General features: G+C 58.4%; 11 protein-coding genes. 3 read left to right on the top strand and 8 right to left on the bottom strand.

Translation table 11 applies throughout. The features are described 5' to 3' along the window. Nucleotides 1-14 precede the first annotated feature (14 nt). From BUA44_RS01315 to BUA44_RS01305, 3 genes are read right to left on the bottom strand one after another with little or no spacing between them, the layout of a single operon-like run. The gene (locus BUA44_RS01315) at nt 15-1,553 is read right to left on the bottom strand and encodes an ArnT family glycosyltransferase (RefSeq protein ID WP_072807761.1); all 1,539 of its coding nucleotides are present in this window, start codon (nt 1,551-1,553) and stop codon (nt 15-17) included. A 1-nt stretch (nt 1,554) separates the two neighbouring features. Further along, entirely contained in the window at nt 1,555-3,336 is a 1,782-nt protein-coding gene (locus BUA44_RS01310; protein ID WP_083579433.1) for an NPCBM/NEW2 domain-containing protein, read from the bottom strand. 50 nt (nt 3,337-3,386) lie between these two features. Beyond that, nucleotides 3,387-4,625, bottom strand: a complete 1,239-nt coding sequence (locus tag BUA44_RS01305) for a M18 family aminopeptidase (RefSeq protein ID WP_072807760.1) — start codon at nt 4,623-4,625, stop codon at nt 3,387-3,389. 81 nt (nt 4,626-4,706) lie between these two features. Between BUA44_RS01305 and BUA44_RS01300 the strand changes: the two genes are divergently transcribed. The 3 genes from BUA44_RS01300 to BUA44_RS01285 all read left to right on the top strand — a co-directional run bounded on the left by BUA44_RS01300 (nt 4,707) and on the right by BUA44_RS01285 (nt 9,693). Further along, complete coding sequence (locus tag BUA44_RS01300; RefSeq protein WP_072807759.1) at nt 4,707-5,714, top strand: MlaD family protein; 1,008 nt, start codon at nt 4,707-4,709, stop codon at nt 5,712-5,714. Then, entirely contained in the window at nt 5,708-6,478 is a 771-nt protein-coding gene (locus BUA44_RS01295; RefSeq protein WP_139258729.1) for a hypothetical protein, read from the top strand. The genes BUA44_RS01300 and BUA44_RS01295 overlap by 7 nt, the downstream gene beginning before the upstream one ends. Nucleotides 6,479-6,849: 371 nt before the next feature. Beyond that, nucleotides 6,850-9,693: a T9SS type A sorting domain-containing protein gene (locus tag BUA44_RS01285; RefSeq protein ID WP_072807756.1), complete on the top strand. Its 2,844-nt coding sequence runs from the start codon at nt 6,850-6,852 to the stop codon at nt 9,691-9,693. A gap of 3 nt (nt 9,694-9,696) precedes the next feature. On the opposite strand, the gene BUA44_RS01280 is transcribed toward BUA44_RS01285, so the two are convergent. The 5 genes from BUA44_RS01280 to BUA44_RS01260 form a co-directional block, all read right to left on the bottom strand. Further along, nucleotides 9,697-10,572 carry a hypothetical protein gene (locus tag BUA44_RS01280; protein ID WP_072807755.1) on the bottom strand — a complete coding sequence of 292 codons (876 nt, stop codon included), beginning with the start codon at nt 10,570-10,572 and terminating at the stop codon, nt 9,697-9,699. A gap of 86 nt (nt 10,573-10,658) precedes the next feature. Further along, on the bottom strand, nt 10,659-11,555 hold the full coding sequence (gene pyrF, locus BUA44_RS01275) for an orotidine-5'-phosphate decarboxylase (protein ID WP_072807754.1): 897 nt from the start codon (nt 11,553-11,555) through the stop codon (nt 10,659-10,661). Beyond that, nucleotides 11,555-12,823 (bottom strand): TrmH family RNA methyltransferase, encoded by a 1,269-nt coding sequence (locus tag BUA44_RS01270; protein WP_072807753.1) that lies wholly within the window; start codon nt 12,821-12,823, stop codon nt 11,555-11,557. The genes pyrF and BUA44_RS01270 overlap by 1 nt, the downstream gene beginning before the upstream one ends. Beyond that, on the bottom strand, nt 12,820-14,688 hold the full coding sequence (dxs, locus tag BUA44_RS01265) for a 1-deoxy-D-xylulose-5-phosphate synthase (protein WP_072807752.1): 1,869 nt from the start codon (nt 14,686-14,688) through the stop codon (nt 12,820-12,822). Before dxs ends, BUA44_RS01270 begins: the two co-directional genes overlap by 4 nt. After that, the gene (locus tag BUA44_RS01260; RefSeq protein WP_072807751.1) at nt 14,688-15,575 is read right to left on the bottom strand and encodes a polyprenyl synthetase family protein; all 888 of its coding nucleotides are present in this window, start codon (nt 15,573-15,575) and stop codon (nt 14,688-14,690) included. Before BUA44_RS01260 ends, dxs begins: the two co-directional genes overlap by 1 nt. Nucleotides 15,576-15,612 lie beyond the last annotated feature (37 nt).

Raw genomic sequence — 15,612 nt, 5'->3', positions numbered from 1 at the left:
TTATCCTCCTTTTTTTAGTAACCCACGACATACTTCCCGAAGCATTCCACGTTGTAGCCCAAATCCTGCAGGGTCTTCATGCGCGCCCCGCTGTTTTCGAGCAGGTAAACAAAATCCTGCCTATGCTCGGGAATTATCCTGTCGGTAAAGATATACTTGTCAAACGAGCGCACGTACAGGAACGCACTCGGGAAATTCGTATACTTGACCGTCGAGAGGTACGAATCAAGCGGAACCTTTCCGTAGAAAAGCACGCGCGGGTAACTCACGTCCGGGTCCACGACAACGCTCTTGCCGGCCGATTTCGAGAGTGCAAGGTTCATCGCATCTTCGATACCCTCGCAGAAGTAGTTTCCGATACGGTCGCGGTAGGTGGTAAAGTATTCCTTCTCGAAGGTGGCGAAGCAAATGAGGTAGGCGAACAGCGGAACCACAAGCGCACGCACGTGGATACGCTCAAACGCAAAAACAATCCCGAACGCCGATACGATAAGGAGCGGCAAAAAGAGGAGATTCACGCGGTTCACGTTCACCTGGATGAGCGCCCCGATGGCAAGGCCCGCAAAAAGCCACACCAGCACGAACGCGGATAGTCCGAGCCTGCGCCTGCGAATGTCCTGGATAGCATTCCAGACAAACACGCAAAAGCCCACGAGGAAGAACGCGAGCGTCGCCGGGTAGTAGAGCCCGTGACGCCCGAAGGAATTCCACGGGAGGTAATCATTCTGCTTTACGAGAATGTTCGCCAGGTTAGCAAGATTGCGCGGAATATGGGCAAAGGAAATCTCGCTGTCGCGGAAGTACACGAGTTTCGGGATGCTGAGGAAGGGCAGTTTAATTTCAGGAATCACGCCCTTGTTCACGAGCAGGAAAAGCACCAGCGGGCAGGCAAGCGCCACCAGCACGCCGAGCGAAATCCACACGTAGCGCGTATGCCGGAGCGAGCGAGCCCAGAGCGCGTAGGCCACACACGCAACAACGATAAACGGCACCACCGACCATACCGTCGCGTACGCATAGAGCGAAAGCCCGAAGCTCAGCGCCGATGCCACCAGCAACTTGGGCTTCTCGAGGCCCTTCACGAAGAAGAGAATCCCGAACAGTACAAACCCGGGGGCGAGATTCGATTCCAGCGCCCAGCGCGAAAGCATGATGTGCCAGGGCGAAATCGCCACAAGGAACATGGCGGCCAGCGCGAGCCTGCCCGAAGAAAAGCGCCTTACCAGGTGATAGACGGCGACAAGCGAGAGTATGCCCACGATGAGCATCGGGAGGCGAACCACCCACACCTTGAGCCCGAAGATAGCGACAAAGGGAATCATCAGGTACGATTCGAGTGCGTTCATGCCGGAGCCCCACGCCGTGAGGTACACAGGCAGGCGGTACCCGTAGGAATCCGCCGCGCTGTGCATGAGCGTGAAGGCGTTGTAGCCCGCAAAGGCCTCATCCTGGTTAATATCGCCCGGAACGTCGCCGAACAGGAATACCCGCGCGAAGATGCCAAGGGCAAGGATTAGCCAGAAACCGATGCGAATCTTGTCGACGCGAACCATGCTACTTCTTCAATGTCAAAATCAGGCTGAGCCAATCCGCGTGATCGTAGGCGTTGTCGCCATCCGCATCGATAACGAGCACGATGTGGTCGAGGCCCGCAACCTTCGCACGGCCCGGCACCGGGGCGTTGTTCCCGCGAACAAGCCCGCTGGACCAGAGTTCGCCCTCGTCCGACTTCACGATAAACTTTACCGAGCCGCCGCCGGACACTTCATCGTCCACGCCCACATAGAAATCCAGATATTCCGCATTTGCGGGCAACGTGAAGTGCAAGCTGGACGATGCGTGCGAGCCGATACCGTGTTCAAACTGGCGGTTCTTCACCATCAGGGTCTTGCCTTCCACGCTCCGGTTGATGCGGGGCGAGCCGTATTCCTGCGTGTAGTGGTCTATCTTCAGGTCGGTGAGATACATCTGGTTCGGCAGGAGTTCCACCTCGATGGGCCGGGATTCGCGCACCTCGCAGGAAAGTTCCACGACAAGGATGAGCCCGAGAACCACGTAGGGCGTAAACCGCGGGAGCGACAGCCGGCTTACCGCATACGCGAGCAGCGGGAAGAACTTCGGGAACAGCGCGTGCACCGAGGCGGCGGCAAAGACAATCACGCCGAACGCAGAAATCCAGGGCCAGAGATCGCCACCCTTGAGCCCGTTGACCATCTCGATGTTCATCGCGCAAAGGAGCGTAATGCAGGCAACCCAGAACCAGGACTTGCGCAGGTCGAGCACGAGCCACATGCACGCAAACGGAATCGCGTATATCAGGTAGCGTTCGTGCATGCCGGGCAGCAGCAAGAAGAAAGCGAACGAGCTGAAGGTCGCAAGCTTGAAAGTCGTGCGCAAGTTCCGCGCGAACAGCGAGCACTTGAGAATATAAAGCGAGACAATCACGAACAGAATCTTGCCAATCCACGCCGGCGAAAGCAGGGACCAGATTCCCTCCTTGGGCAGGTTGAAGAACGGCGTCGCATCGGCACTCAGGTTCCCTACCGTAAGCATCCAGAGGTTCGCCGCATTGTATGTCGCATACGGGTACTGGCTCGTGGTGTTCACGTATGCGCGCGAGAGCATGCCCGAAAGGTTGCCCGCAATGAAGAACGGCAACAGCACGAGCACGATTGCAACCGCCATCGCCGGGAGCCCGCGCCAAGAAATCTTGTACTTGCGGATGAATATGCCACCGAAGATAGGCAGCAGGAGAATCATCTGGAACTTCGCGAGGAGCGCAAGCGCAAAGAACAGCGCCGCATACTTCATCTTGCTCCTGAAATTGACGCAGTAGAGCGCGGCAATGCCGAATATGCACGGGAACATGTCGACCTGCCCCCAGATGGGGCCGTCGAGCAACAGCGCCGGGTTGAGCGCCACGAACGCCAGCACGAGATTCGCCTTCGCGGGTTCAAGCTTTATTTTCGAGACAAGCCTGCTTGCTATATCCACAAGGGCAAGGTGCGCAAAGTATACCGGCCACAGGCACAGGAACTTGAGCATGAACGTCTTGTCGATAGGGATATCGAAAAGCACGTAGACCTTCGACACGACCCACAGCCAAAAAACGTAGAGCGGCGGATAGTTGCCGTTGAACTTCTCGAAACCGCCTTCGGCAAGTTTCTTGACCCAGTCCGCCCAGTAGCCCTGATCGCCGCCAAAGGCATTCGCGTTCGTGCAGAACAGGTTTGCCAAAAGGCAAAGGCCTCCCCATATCAAGAAGGCCAGCGTAGCCCGGTTCCACCTCGCCTGCGGAACCTCGATAGACCTTAAAAATTTAATGAAACCCTTCATAAATACGTACATCAACTCCTTGGAGTAAATGTAATATAATCAGGAAGGCTTCAAGCTTTTTCGCGGTAGAACTCCTTCAGAAGACTGATCATATCGGCATGGTCCTTCGCCGCAGTCATCTCGCGGATGCTGTGCATGCTGAGCATGGGCTCGCCGATATCGACCGTCGGAATTCCGAGAGCCGCAGATACCGTAGGCCCGACCGTTGAGCCGCAGGGCATGTCGTTACGCATCACGAAGGTCTGGCAATTGATGTTCGCTTGTTCGCAAAGCAACTTGAAGCGGGCACTGGAATACACGTCGCTCGCGTAGCGCTTTTGCGAATTTGTCTTCAATACGATTCCGCCACCCAGAATCGGGGCATGGTTCTGCTCGTGCTTCTGTGGGAAGTTCGGGTGCACCGCATGCGCCATGTCGATGGAAAGCGCAAGCGAATTGGACGCCAGGAGCGCATCGACATTCGGGACGATAGAATCCAGCACGCTCTTCAGGAAGTTCCCGCCCGCACCTTCGCGGGTCGTGGAACCGACTTCCTCGTTATTGAAGAAGCAGGCAACGGCAAAGTCGTTTTCGAGCGGTTCCGAAGCGACAAACGCCTCGGCAATCGCGTGGCAGCTCGAGAGGTTGTCGAGCCTTCCCGAATAAATCCACTCGTCATGGAACCCGCCACGGGCCGCCTTCTGCGCATCGAACAGCTGCACGTCAAAGTCGAGCAACTTCGCGCCTTCCGGGATTTCCGCCCGCAGGGTGTCCTCGAACTTTTCGCCCGTAACCACGCTCCACAGGGCATCAAGGTCCGTCTGGGGATTGACCTTCAGGCCGTCCTGGTTCACGCCACGGTTCAGGTGGACTGCCAACTGCGGTATGCGGAACAGCTTGTCGCCACGGAAAGTCTTGAGTCGCACCTCGCCGCCTTCCGCATAGGCGAGAACGCCCGCGTATCCCAGGTCGCGGTCCAGCCAGCTCGTGAAAATCGGGCTGCCGTATATTTCGGGGTGGAGCGTCTGCACGCCACAGGAAACCCGGTCGGGATGTGGCGTAATCTTCAGGGTCGGGAAATCCGTATGGGCAAGCGCAATGCGGAACCCGGGGAACTGGCTCACGCTCTTGGGGACACGGACGGCAATCAGGGACGAATCCCACACAATGCAGTAGCCCTCGCCGGGTTCAATCCTTGCCGGCATCATGGGTTCGTAGAGGCGGAACCCGGCCGCCCGAAAGGCGGAAACCAGACCCGCGACCGTATGCGAAGGGGTGACCGAATTGTCCAGGAATTCAAAAAAATCCATAAAATCCTCTTTTTTTCCTCAAAATACAAAACAAAAATTTTACCGTATACACAATAAACGAATATTTATATATTTATCGACATGAAATTCAAACCCGTAAAGCAAATCAACTGGATGGAGGTTTCCGGCCTCCTGGTAGGCGTATTCTTTACGGTCGCTATCATGGTTTTTGCACTAGTCCTCTACACCACGCTGTTCACGAGCGGCATGATCGGCGTGGAGGAATACCACCTGCACAGTACTTTTGAAAAGGCGCTCGGCCTCAGGCCCGGTACCCGCGTCCAGATTAGCGGTGTCGACGTTGGCCAGATTTCAGACATGGAAATCAAGGACAACGGCGTGTACATGGAGTTCACCCTCCGCAAGCAGTTCCAGAGCTGGATTACCGACAGCGCGACAGTTTACGCCATCCGCGACCAGAACCTGATTTCGGCCCGCGTGGTGACCATCGAAGCCCGCAAGGGCGTGGGCCGCATCCTCGAGGACGGCGACTTCCTGCCTCCGGGAAGGGCACAAGATATCGAGACCGTGCTTGAAACGGCCAACGAGCTGCTCGGGCGCGTGAACCTGCTTATCGACGCAGCCGATACGCTTGTCGCCATGGCGATGGATACGGGAACGACAGTAGGCGCCCTGTTCGGATCGCGCGCACTGTACGACAACCTGAACACGCAGTTGCGCCGACTCAACGACATTACACTCGCAGGCAAGAGCGCCCTGTTCAAGACATCCAACCTCCTCGACACGCTCCACAGCAGCGTGCCCGGCCTGTTGCACAAGGTCGACGGCATCACGGACGATGTTTCCGGCATGATGACCGAACTCAAGCCGCTGCCCGGCAAGGTCGACAACCTGATGGGCAACGTAGAAGGCATGATGGGCAAGATCGACGGGACAATGGGCAAGGTCGACGGACTCCTGAAGGAAGTGGGCCAGGTGACCTCCGGACTTTCGGACTTCATGGAATCGACCGAACAGACTTTGCAGAACGCCGACGACCTGATGACCGGCATCTCGAACATGTGGATTATCCGCAGGTCCATGCCTAGCAAGGATTCCGTGCCCTTCATGGTGGAGACGCTATGGTAATGCGCAAGTTCGGCATGGCGGTACTTCTCTCGCTCGCAACCATCGCAAGCGCATCGGAATCGGGTGTGCTTTCGTACCGCGCCCAGCGTTCGCTCGACGCGGGCAAGATTGCGAAGAGTTACGGCCAGCTGGAACGCGCGCTGCTTGCAAGCCGCAAGGAATCGGACCTGCGTTCCGAGGCACGCGTGCTCATGGCGATGGCCCAGATACGCACCATGAGTCTGGATTTCGCGTTCGCCGACTCGCTGCTCGCACAGGTCCGCGAGGAAATTCTCGACAAGAACACCAACCTGATGCTCCTCCAGGGCAAGGCCGCGCTTGCAAACGCGCAGGAAAAGTTCGACGAGACCGCCAAGATGTGCGCCTCGGCGGATGCCGATTCCATTAAGAAGGCAGACAAGCCGTTGCAGGCGGCATTCTTCTCGGAATGCGCGATCGCCCAGGCGGCAAAACGCAGGACCGACGACGCCGACGAATCGCTGAAGATGGTCGGGAAGCGCTCGGACAAGAAGGGCGGTTTTTATGCCTATACCGCAGCCCGCATGGCAGACGTCTCGGGCAGGGGCGAAGCGGATTCGCTTTACCGTGAAGCCGAGAAGAAGTCCATACAAGGTAACGTGCCGTACATGACGGCGACAATCCTCTATCTCCGTTCGCAGCTCAAGAGCACTCCGGCAGACGAAGCGGCCGACCTGAAACTCCGCTGCAAGAACGCATTCGAACTGATGGGGCTCCCGAACAACGCGAAGCGCTGCGGGGAATGATTAGTCATTGGTCATTGGTCATTAGTTATTGGTCATTGGTCATTGGTCATTGGTTATTGGTCATTGGTCATTGGTTATTGGTCATTGGTCATTGGTTATTGGTCATTGGTCATTGGTCATTAGTTACTAGTTATTCGGGTTTCAAGACGTTTATCGCGGGACGCGGGATGTTTATCACGGGGCGCAGGACGTTTATCGCAAGGCGCGGGATGTTTATCGCGGGTTGCAAGATGTTTATTTCGGGGTGTTTCGTATCGTAGAAAACTGCACAACGGCTTTTTCGTGCAGGGGCGCGCGGGCGATACGGTTCCAGGAGACATAATATATATTCCTCGCTACGGGGCTCTCCGTCCCGTTTATGTGAGGTGATTATGGGTAACTTTTTCAGGCCCGCAGGCGCAATTCTCGCCATCGCGGGTGCATCTCTCGCCGTCCACGCAGCGACCGGCGAGGGCGATTTCAGCTGGAGCAACGTGAGCATGGGCGGCGGCGGGTTCGTTAGCGCCGTTATCGCCTCGCCCGTCGAAAAGAACGTATTCTACGCGCGCACCGACGTGGGCGGCGCATACCGCTGGAACGAAGAAACCAAGCGCTGGGAATCCATGATGGACTGGGTCGACGTGAGCGAACTCGGCCTGCTCGGGATCGAGGCCATCGCGGTTGACCCGAAGGACGAAGGCAAGGTGTACATGATGGCGGGCACGAGCTACTTCAGCAACGCCCGCAGCGCCCTCCTGCGTTCTACGGACTACGGCAAGAGCTGGGAAGTGCACTACACCTGGGATTCCACGGGCGCGAAGGGCGGCGTGGTGATGGATTTCGGCGTTCACGGCAACGGCATGGGCCGCGGGAACGGCGAAGCGCTCGCCATCGACCCGAACAATACCGACATCATGTTCTACGGCTCGAGAAGGTCCGGGCTCTGGAAATCAAACGACAACGGTTCCACCTGGAGCCACGTAGATTCCTGGACCGCGGCCGCCGGGAGCGACACCACCTGGAACGGCTCCGGGTTCAGCTTCGTGCAGTTCGCGCCGGGCAGTTCCAGCACGCTCTACGCCGGGTTCCTGCGCGAAGGGAGCACGGCAAAATCCACGTTCGAAAACGTGTTCACCTCGACCGACGCGGGCAAGACCTGGAAACCGCTCCCGGTTCCCGACGCGCTCCGCACTACCGCGGGTGGCGCGAAGGTCCGCCTGATGCCGCAGCGCGCGGTAGTCTCGAAGGACGGCGGCACGCTCACCGTCACGTTCGCAGACGGCGCGGGCCCGCATTCCATGGGCTGGGACGAAGGCTGGGGCATGATATACGACGGGTTCGGCCGCGGTGCGGTACTGCAGTGCGATATCGCGACGCTCACCTGGACCGACGTATCGCCGGAAGACTACATCGACGACGGCAACACGGGCGCGTCGGAATACGACAACGCCGACTACGCCGACATGGAAAACTACACCTACATTGCACCCTACGGCGGCATATCCATCAATCCGGAAGACCCGAACGAGATGGTCGTCACCACAGAAGGCTACCGCGGCCCGCAGTTCTGGTACATCGCCACCGACGGCGAAGACGGCAAGTGGAGCGACCAGTGGGGTTCCAACATCTTCCGCACCACGGACGGCGGCAAGACATGGGTCGCAAGCTTCAAGTACTACTGGATGGAAGGCGGCTACTACCCCACCGTCAAGCAGATGGACGAGAACGGAATCGGCTGGATGCAGGGAGGTTCCATCCACTGGTCGGGCAGCGCGGCAATCGACCCGTTCAACCCCAAGCGCGTATTCGTGAGTTCCGGCAACGGCATTTTCCGCTGCGACAACATGGACGACTACGAGGTGATACCTGCGGGAACGTTCGATTCCACGACAAACTACTACTATTCGAGCGACGAGGCGGTCCAGGGCCAGGTATGGCACTTCAACGCACACGGCATCGAGGAGACCGTCCCCTACGAGGTGGTAAGCATTCCCGGAGGCCCGCTAGTTTCCGTCATCGCCGACTATGACGGATTCAGGCACGAGGACATCTCGAAGTTCCCCGCCCACAGGCACCTCACCTCCGTCTCGGGCACCAACACCTCCCTCGGTTCCACGTGGGCACTCGCCTACGCCCCGAAATCGGGAACGCTCGTGAAGGTGAGCGCCACCCGCGCCTACGAAGGGCAGTACAACGACGTGCCCATCGACCCAGTGCAGGTCTCGAAGGATTCCGGTCGCACCTGGAGCGTAGCCACCTACGGGAGCCTCGACAAGAACTACAAGGAAGGCACGGTCGCAATTTCTACCGACGGAAGCACCATCGTCTGGGTACCGGGTAGCGGGACAACCACCGTTTACCGCCAGGTAAATTCCGGATGGGAAACCGTATCGGGAATCGACAACGCGTCATTCGTCGTGGGCGACCCCGAAAACGCAAGCGTGTTCTATGCATACAACCGAACAACGGGAGAATTTTTCAGGAGCGAAGACAAGGGCGGCACTTTCACGAAGGTGAGCGAACCCGGCAAGAGCAACGACAAGAAGTTCCGCGCCATCCCGGGATACGAAGGCGACCTCTGGCTCCCTATCGCCGAAAGGAACGAGACCGGCGACCCCGTGACAGGCAAGCTGCTCCACTCCACCGACGGCGGCAAGAGCTGGACACCCGCAGAGGGCATCGGCTACTGCGAGGCCGTAGGCTACGGGAAGCCTAAGGCTGCAGGCGGCTACCCCGCAATCTACGCGTTCGGCAAGGTGGGTGAAACCGTAGGCGTGTTCGGGAGCGACGATGCAGGCAAGACATGGACCCGCGTGAACGACGACGGGCACGAATACGGCGGGCTCGCGAACGGCGAGTTCGTGATGGGCGACATGAATACCTACGGAGTCGTCTACATGAGCACGGCGGGCAGGGGAATCGCGGCACGCGTCCCGAGCGACTGGAACATGGGCTCGAGCGAATCCGGCGGAACGACAGCGATTGCCCGGAAGGCAAAGCCCGAAGGATTCGGGAGCGTAAACTACAGGAACGGCAACCTGGAATTCGTGCTGAGCAACGCAAGCATGCGCCTGACCGTATTCGACATGCGCGGGAAAAACGTGTACGACAACACCTTCGCAAAGTCGGGCAGCGTACCCGTAAGGAGCCTCGCGAAATCGAAGGGCACGTACTACGTGAGGGCGACAAGCAACGGCAAGATGCTGCTCAGCACCCGCATTGCAATAACACGATAAGGATTAATTGGCGGGAGTTTCCGCTGCATTACCCGGGGCACCGTCCACGGGTTTTTCTTTTGCATTTTCTTCGGCGGGTTCTACTGCGGCAGTTTCCTCTTCCTTCTTCTCGACCTTCTTCAGCGAGAGCAGGTGCGCGAATGCATAGCGCGGGTGAACCTTGCCATCGGCAAAAGCATCGATGGTGTTCTTCACGTCGTTGTACACCGTAGAATCGGAACCCGCCTTGGAACCAATGCCCCTGTAGCCCAGCACGCGGAACGTCTTGTTGTAGAAGCTTTCGCGGAACTTTTTGAAGCGGGGCTGCATCACGTCGTTCATGATCATCTCGAGCGCAGTCTCCGTCTGTTCGGCGTCAAGCTCGAACGTGCGGTACATCAGGCGAATGTGCTGCGGGATCGTCGTATCGGGACTGTCGAAGTACGGGCGCATCACGTCGGCAGCGGCATGCGGGTCGGGGTACGGCCCCTTCGACAGGCGGAGCGCAAACCCAACAGCAAGGCGCCAGTGGTCCGGGAAATTCCTGAGGGCACGGCGCATCACGATAAAGTCCGTAGTGTCCTGCGTATCTATCGGGGTAATGCTACCGACAAAGTAATAAGGCGTGTAGAACAGGCTATCGAGTTCGGTGCAGAGGTTCGCTACATGGCTCAGGTGGTTGTACTCCTTGCCCGAAAGGAAGCTCTCGCCCAGCGAGGTGAGTCCCTTGATCCACAGGAGCCCCGCAAAGGAGGCATCATTCCCGGCCGCGAGATACTTCACCGAAGACGCCTTCGGCAAGAAGGAATCCTCAGTAAACTTATCGGGGAGCGGCTTCGCAAAATTGAAGGCCACCGCGATAAGCGCAACCGCAAGAACTATGGGAACAAGGAACCGCATAAATACTCAGAGATAAAACAATGTGAAATGTGAAGTGTGAAATGGAAAATCAATCATTACACATCCCTCATTCCACATTACACATTCTAAAAATTGCAGGCCTCGGCGAGTTTTTCGAGCGCATCGATGCAGTCGACCGCGAAGTTTTCGGGCTTGCCGCTACGCTGCCATGCAAAGTTGAGACCGCTACTGCTGTTGAGCACGTGGAACTTGCGCTTGCCGCCACCGTTCGCGATTGCGGTAAGTACCGTCTTCGCATCGCCGCCCTGCCCACCGGGGACACCGGGGATAGACACGCCCGGAATCAGGAACGGGATTTCGTGCTTCTTCGCGACCGTGTAGGCGGTAATCTGCTCGAGTTCCTCGGGGTGAGTCGCGCCCACGACCGCACCCAGGTAACCGAGACTGCCGTCCCATTCCATAATCTTGTCGGCAACGGAGTAGAACGCCTGCGCATTGTCGCGCGGGTCATCGCTACGGACAACGGTCATGTCCTGGAAATCGTGCGCACCCTTGTTGCTCGTACGGAGCAGCACGTACGCGCCGTTCTCGGAATTCTCGCGGATGAACGGGCCAACGGAATCGGACCCCATCCAGGGCGAAACCGTAACCGCGTCTGCACCATACACATCGTAGGCCGCGTTCGCGTATGCCGCACTCGACTTGCCGATATCGCCGCGCTTCGCGTCGAGAACCACGGGAATGCCCGCACTCCTGTAGTCGGCAATCAACTGCTGCAGCACAAGCATCGCCTGCACGCTCACGCATTCGTAGTAAGCGCTGTTCGGCTTCACCACCGCGGGCGTAACGCCACGCCGGAGCGCCTCTTCCAGAATTTCGGAATAGAAGCGCTTGATTTTCTCTTCGGCACTCCCCTGCGGGCAGCACGGGTCGATAAGCTTGAGCACCGGGTCCATGCCGAGGCACACCGGGTTGCCGCACTGGGCAATACGCTGCTCGAGACGTGTATGGAAATTCGCCATTACTTGAGTTCCTCCTGGATCTGGGCTGCCTCGTAACTGAGGATGCCGTGAGCCACGGAAACGTTGAGGGATTCGAGCTCGCTGCTCATCGGGATCTTCACCGTCTCGTCGGCAATCTCGATGAAGTACGGGTTTGTGCCCGCGCCCTCGTTACCCACGAGGAAAGCCATCTTGCGAAGCTTGCGTGCGGGAATGTCGCGAAGCGTCTGCTTTGCATGCAGGTCGGTCGCGATAATCGTGTAGCCCTTGCTGCGCAGGAAGTTGATATGGTCGATGAGGTCGATATCGAACTCGAAGGGCACGCGCAGGAACGTTCCCGAGGAACCGCGCACCACCTTCGGGTTGAACGGGCTCACCGTACCGCGGCCAAGCACCATGCCGTCGGAACCGAACCCGAGGCTCGTGCGGAAGAGCGTACCGAGGTTACCCGGATCCTGCACTGCATCCACGAGCGTAATCACGCTGCGGCTCGCCTCGTAAACGGGCTTCGTGTTCGCGATGCGGCAATGCGCAATGATTCCCTGCGTCGTGACCGTGGAGGAAATCTGCTTCATCTTGTCGGCTTCCAGCACGTGGATGGTAATGTCGGCATCGTTAATCTTCTCGATGAGGGCTTCGTTCTCGAAGTCCTCGGCCACGTAGATGGCAATGACGATTTCCCTGTGCTTGGTGACAAGTTCGTCTACAACGTGCACGCCTTCGCCCAGGAATCGGCCTTCGCGTTCACGGCCCTTCTCGGTCGTGATGGCGAGGAGCTTGCGGAACCAAGGCGGGTTGCCGGCGCTTTCCGGAGCTGTTTCTGCCTGGGCGGCGCGGGCTTCGAGTGCGGCCTCGTCAATGTTCTCGTCAATAACGGCCTCCTTCTGCTCGGGGCGCTGGCGGTAAACCGGAGCGTTCTCCGCACCGTCAAAACTGCGGAACGGGCGGTCGCCACGCTTGCCAAAACGGTCCCCGAAACGTCCACCTTCGCGACGGCCGAAGGGGCGGTCGCCAAAGCGGCGCGGGCGGCGTTCACGGTCGAAACGTCCATCGCCTTCGCCACGCCTGCCAAATTCCTCGCGCTTGCTGCCGTCTTCACGCAGGCCACGCGGGCGGTCCGAACGGAACCCGGCGCGTTCACCATCGCTACGGCCACCAAAGGTAGGACGGTCACCGAACTTCTTGCCTTCACCGTCGTCCTTGCGCGGGCGGCGTTCGTCCTTCTTCTCGCTCACCCCGAACTTGCGGGTAAGAGTCGATCTCACTGTGCGCTTGTTTTCTTCGCTCATAGTCTTTCCATCAATTGCTTGGCGACGGATTCACCGTCAATTTTCAAGAGTTTGTACAGGTTCTGGATTTCGCCCTGTTCCACAAAACGGTCCGGCAGCCCGAAGCGGAACAACTTCTTGTCCGTAATTCCGAGATCGGCCATGAGTTCCATCACGGCGGAACCATATCCGCCGATAAGGGTATTGTCTTCCAGAGTGACAATGACCTTGTGGGTTTCGAACAGGCTGCGGTAGGTTTCCGTATCGAGCGGCTTTATGATTCGTGCATCCACAAGCGTGGGATTGTAGCCGTTTTCTTTAAGGACCTTCGCAGTCTTCTTGAGTTCGTTTGTCATGAAGCCTGCCCCGAGGAGCAGGATATCCTTGCCCTGTTCGAGCACCTTCGGGAGTTTCGCGTCGAAGGGGCCTGCAGGGGGATTGAGCGTTTCGGCAAGAGCCGTCCCGCGGGGATAGCGGATAGCGACAGGGCCTTCCATGTCGATGGAGGCAGTTATCATATCCCTAAGTTCGTTCTCGTTACTGGGCGCCATGAGCGTAAGCCCGGGCACGGTGCGCAGGAACGAAAGGTCGTATGCACCATGGTGCGTAGGGCCGTCGGCACCCACAAGGCCAGCGCGGTCGAGCACCAGCACCACATGCAGGTTCTGGAGCGCGATATCGTGCATAATCTGGTCGTAGGCGCGCTGCATGAAGCTCGAGTAGATTGCGACCACGGGCACGACGCCATCGCAGGCAAGGCCCGCGGCAAACGTCACCGCATGCTCTTCCGCAATGCCCACGTCTATCACGCGGTCGGGCAGTTCCTTCGCGACAATGTCCATGCCGCAGCCCGTAGGCATCGCGGCAGTAATGCCCATGATGCGGTTGTCCTTCTTCGCAAGTTCCAGGAGCGTCTTGCCGAACACGCTCGTGAGCGAGGGGTTCGGGCTGCCCGGAGAAAGCGGAAGCCCGCTCTCGGGGTCGAACGGCCCCGTACCGTGGAACTTGGTCGGGTTCTTCTCGGCGGCATCGAGACCGCGGCCCTTCTCGGTAAGCACGTGCACAATGCACGGGCCGGGCTGCGACTTCACTCGCTCGAGAATCATGATAAGCTCGTTGATGTCGTGACCGTCGATGGGGCCGAAGTAGCGGATGCCCAGGTCCTCGAAGAAGGCGCCCGGCTTCACCGCGTTCTTCGCGGCGGACTCCACCTGCAAGAACAGGTCACGGAACCGGCTACCGAGCACGCCCGGCAGGCGCTTCATCAGGCGGTCCAGGTCCGAACGCATCTTGTTGTAGACCGGGTCCGAAATTACGCGGTTCAGGTACTTGCTGAACCCGCCCACGTTCGGGGCGATGCTCATCCTGTTGTCGTTCAGGATGATAGTCATGTTCTGCTTCGAGATGCCCGCGTTGTTCAGGGCCTCGTAGGCCATGCCACCCGTCATGGAACCGTCACCGATGACAGCCACCACGTTGTTCTTGCGGTTAAAGTGGTTACGCGCTACTGCAAAGCCGAGAGCCGCAGAGATGGACGTAGTCGCATGACCCGCGCCAAAGCAGTCGTACTCGCTCTCGTTACGCTTCAAAAAGCCCGAGATGCCGCCCTGCTGGCGGAGCGTCTCGAACCGGTCGTAACGGCCCGTCAATAGCTTGTGCACGTACGCCTGGTGACCCACGTCCCAGACAATCTTGTCTTCGGGAGCGTTGAACACGTAGTGCAGCGCAAGCGTGAGTTCCACCACCCCCAGGCTCGAAGCCAGGTGACCGCCGTGCTTGGAAACCTGCCCGATAATCGTATCGCGCACCTGCTTCGCAAGGCAGTTCAGTTCCTCGACGGAACAGTGCTTAATGTCCTGGGGAGACTTTACGTCCTTAAGTTCCATTACTTGACCCGGGTAATGATGAATGCCGCAATAGAGCGGAGTATGGAGGTATCGCCCTCGAGGCCTTCAAGCGCCTTGAGCGATTCCTCGTAGAGTTCGTGGGCGCGTTCGCGGGATTTCTCGAGCCCGACGATGGAGGGGTAAGTCGCCTTGCCCTTCTCGATATCGGAACCGGCGTCCTTGCCCAGTTCCTCCGTCGTGGAGACAATATCCAGGATGTCATCCACAATCTGGAACGCAAGCCCGATGGAACGCCCGTAGTTGCGGATGGCGGCAATGGACTTGTCGTCGGCACCGGCGAGCATCGCGCCCACCTGGAGAGCCGCCTCGATGAGGGCCGCCGTCTTGTGGTAGTGGATGTAGTCGACCGTCTCGAGGTCAACCGTCTTGCCCTCGCACTCGATATCGGTCATCTCGCCACCGATCATGCCGTAGGTACCCAGCAGGTGGGCAAGCACCTCGATTGCACGGGCATCGCCCGCACGGCCCATCAGTTCAAACGCGAGTACGCAGAGGGCATCGCCCGCCATCACGGCAGTCGATTCGCCAAACTTCTTGTGGTTCGTAAGCTTGCCACGGCGGTAATCGTCGTTATCAATGCAAGGGAGGTCATCGTGGATAAGACTGAACGTGTGGAGCATCTCAAGTGCAGATGTCGCGAGCCACACCTTGTCGCCCTTGCCACCGAACATGTCAAAGGTCGCCTTGACCAGGGCGGGGCGCAGGCGCTTGCCGCCAGCAAACATCGAATAGCGCATAGCCTCGTGCAAACGGCACGGAGTCTCATTTTCGGGCGGAAGATGCTCATCAAACTTCGCTTCCGCTTCTTTCGCAACGCGTGCGAGATATTCCTGCGCGACGGCAGATTCCTTTTCAAGATTTTCCATAGCCCAAAGATACTTAAAAAAGGCCCGCCTAACAACA

Origin of the sequence: Fibrobacter sp. UWR3 (assembly GCF_900143055.1) — a bacterium.
Taxonomy (GTDB): Bacteria; Fibrobacterota; Fibrobacteria; order Fibrobacterales; family Fibrobacteraceae; genus Fibrobacter.
This window is presented reverse-complemented; position numbering and strand designations above follow the sequence as displayed.

What these genes read in the sequence shown, in the direction of transcription:
- BUA44_RS01315 (WP_072807761.1), bottom strand. Translation starts at nt 1,553, where the DNA reads ATGGTTCGCGTCGACAAGATTCGCATCGGTTTCTGGCTAATCCTTGCC.
- BUA44_RS01295 (WP_139258729.1), top strand. Translation starts at nt 5,708, where the DNA reads ATGGTAATGCGCAAGTTCGGCATGGCGGTACTTCTCTCGCTCGCAACC.
- BUA44_RS01305 (WP_072807760.1), bottom strand. Translation starts at nt 4,625, where the DNA reads ATGGATTTTTTTGAATTCCTGGACAATTCGGTCACCCCTTCGCATACG.
- BUA44_RS01270 (WP_072807753.1), bottom strand. Translation starts at nt 12,823, where the DNA reads ATGAGCGAAGAAAACAAGCGCACAGTGAGATCGACTCTTACCCGCAAG.
- BUA44_RS01280 (WP_072807755.1), bottom strand. Translation starts at nt 10,572, where the DNA reads ATGCGGTTCCTTGTTCCCATAGTTCTTGCGGTTGCGCTTATCGCGGTG.
- pyrF (WP_072807754.1), bottom strand. Translation starts at nt 11,555, where the DNA reads ATGGCGAATTTCCATACACGTCTCGAGCAGCGTATTGCCCAGTGCGGC.
- BUA44_RS01300 (WP_072807759.1), top strand. Translation starts at nt 4,707, where the DNA reads ATGAAATTCAAACCCGTAAAGCAAATCAACTGGATGGAGGTTTCCGGC.
- dxs (WP_072807752.1), bottom strand. Translation starts at nt 14,688, where the DNA reads ATGGAACTTAAGGACGTAAAGTCTCCCCAGGACATTAAGCACTGTTCC.
- BUA44_RS01260 (WP_072807751.1), bottom strand. Translation starts at nt 15,575, where the DNA reads ATGGAAAATCTTGAAAAGGAATCTGCCGTCGCGCAGGAATATCTCGCA.
- BUA44_RS01310 (WP_083579433.1), bottom strand. Translation starts at nt 3,336, where the DNA reads ATGAAGGGTTTCATTAAATTTTTAAGGTCTATCGAGGTTCCGCAGGCG.
- BUA44_RS01285 (WP_072807756.1), top strand. Translation starts at nt 6,850, where the DNA reads ATGGGTAACTTTTTCAGGCCCGCAGGCGCAATTCTCGCCATCGCGGGT.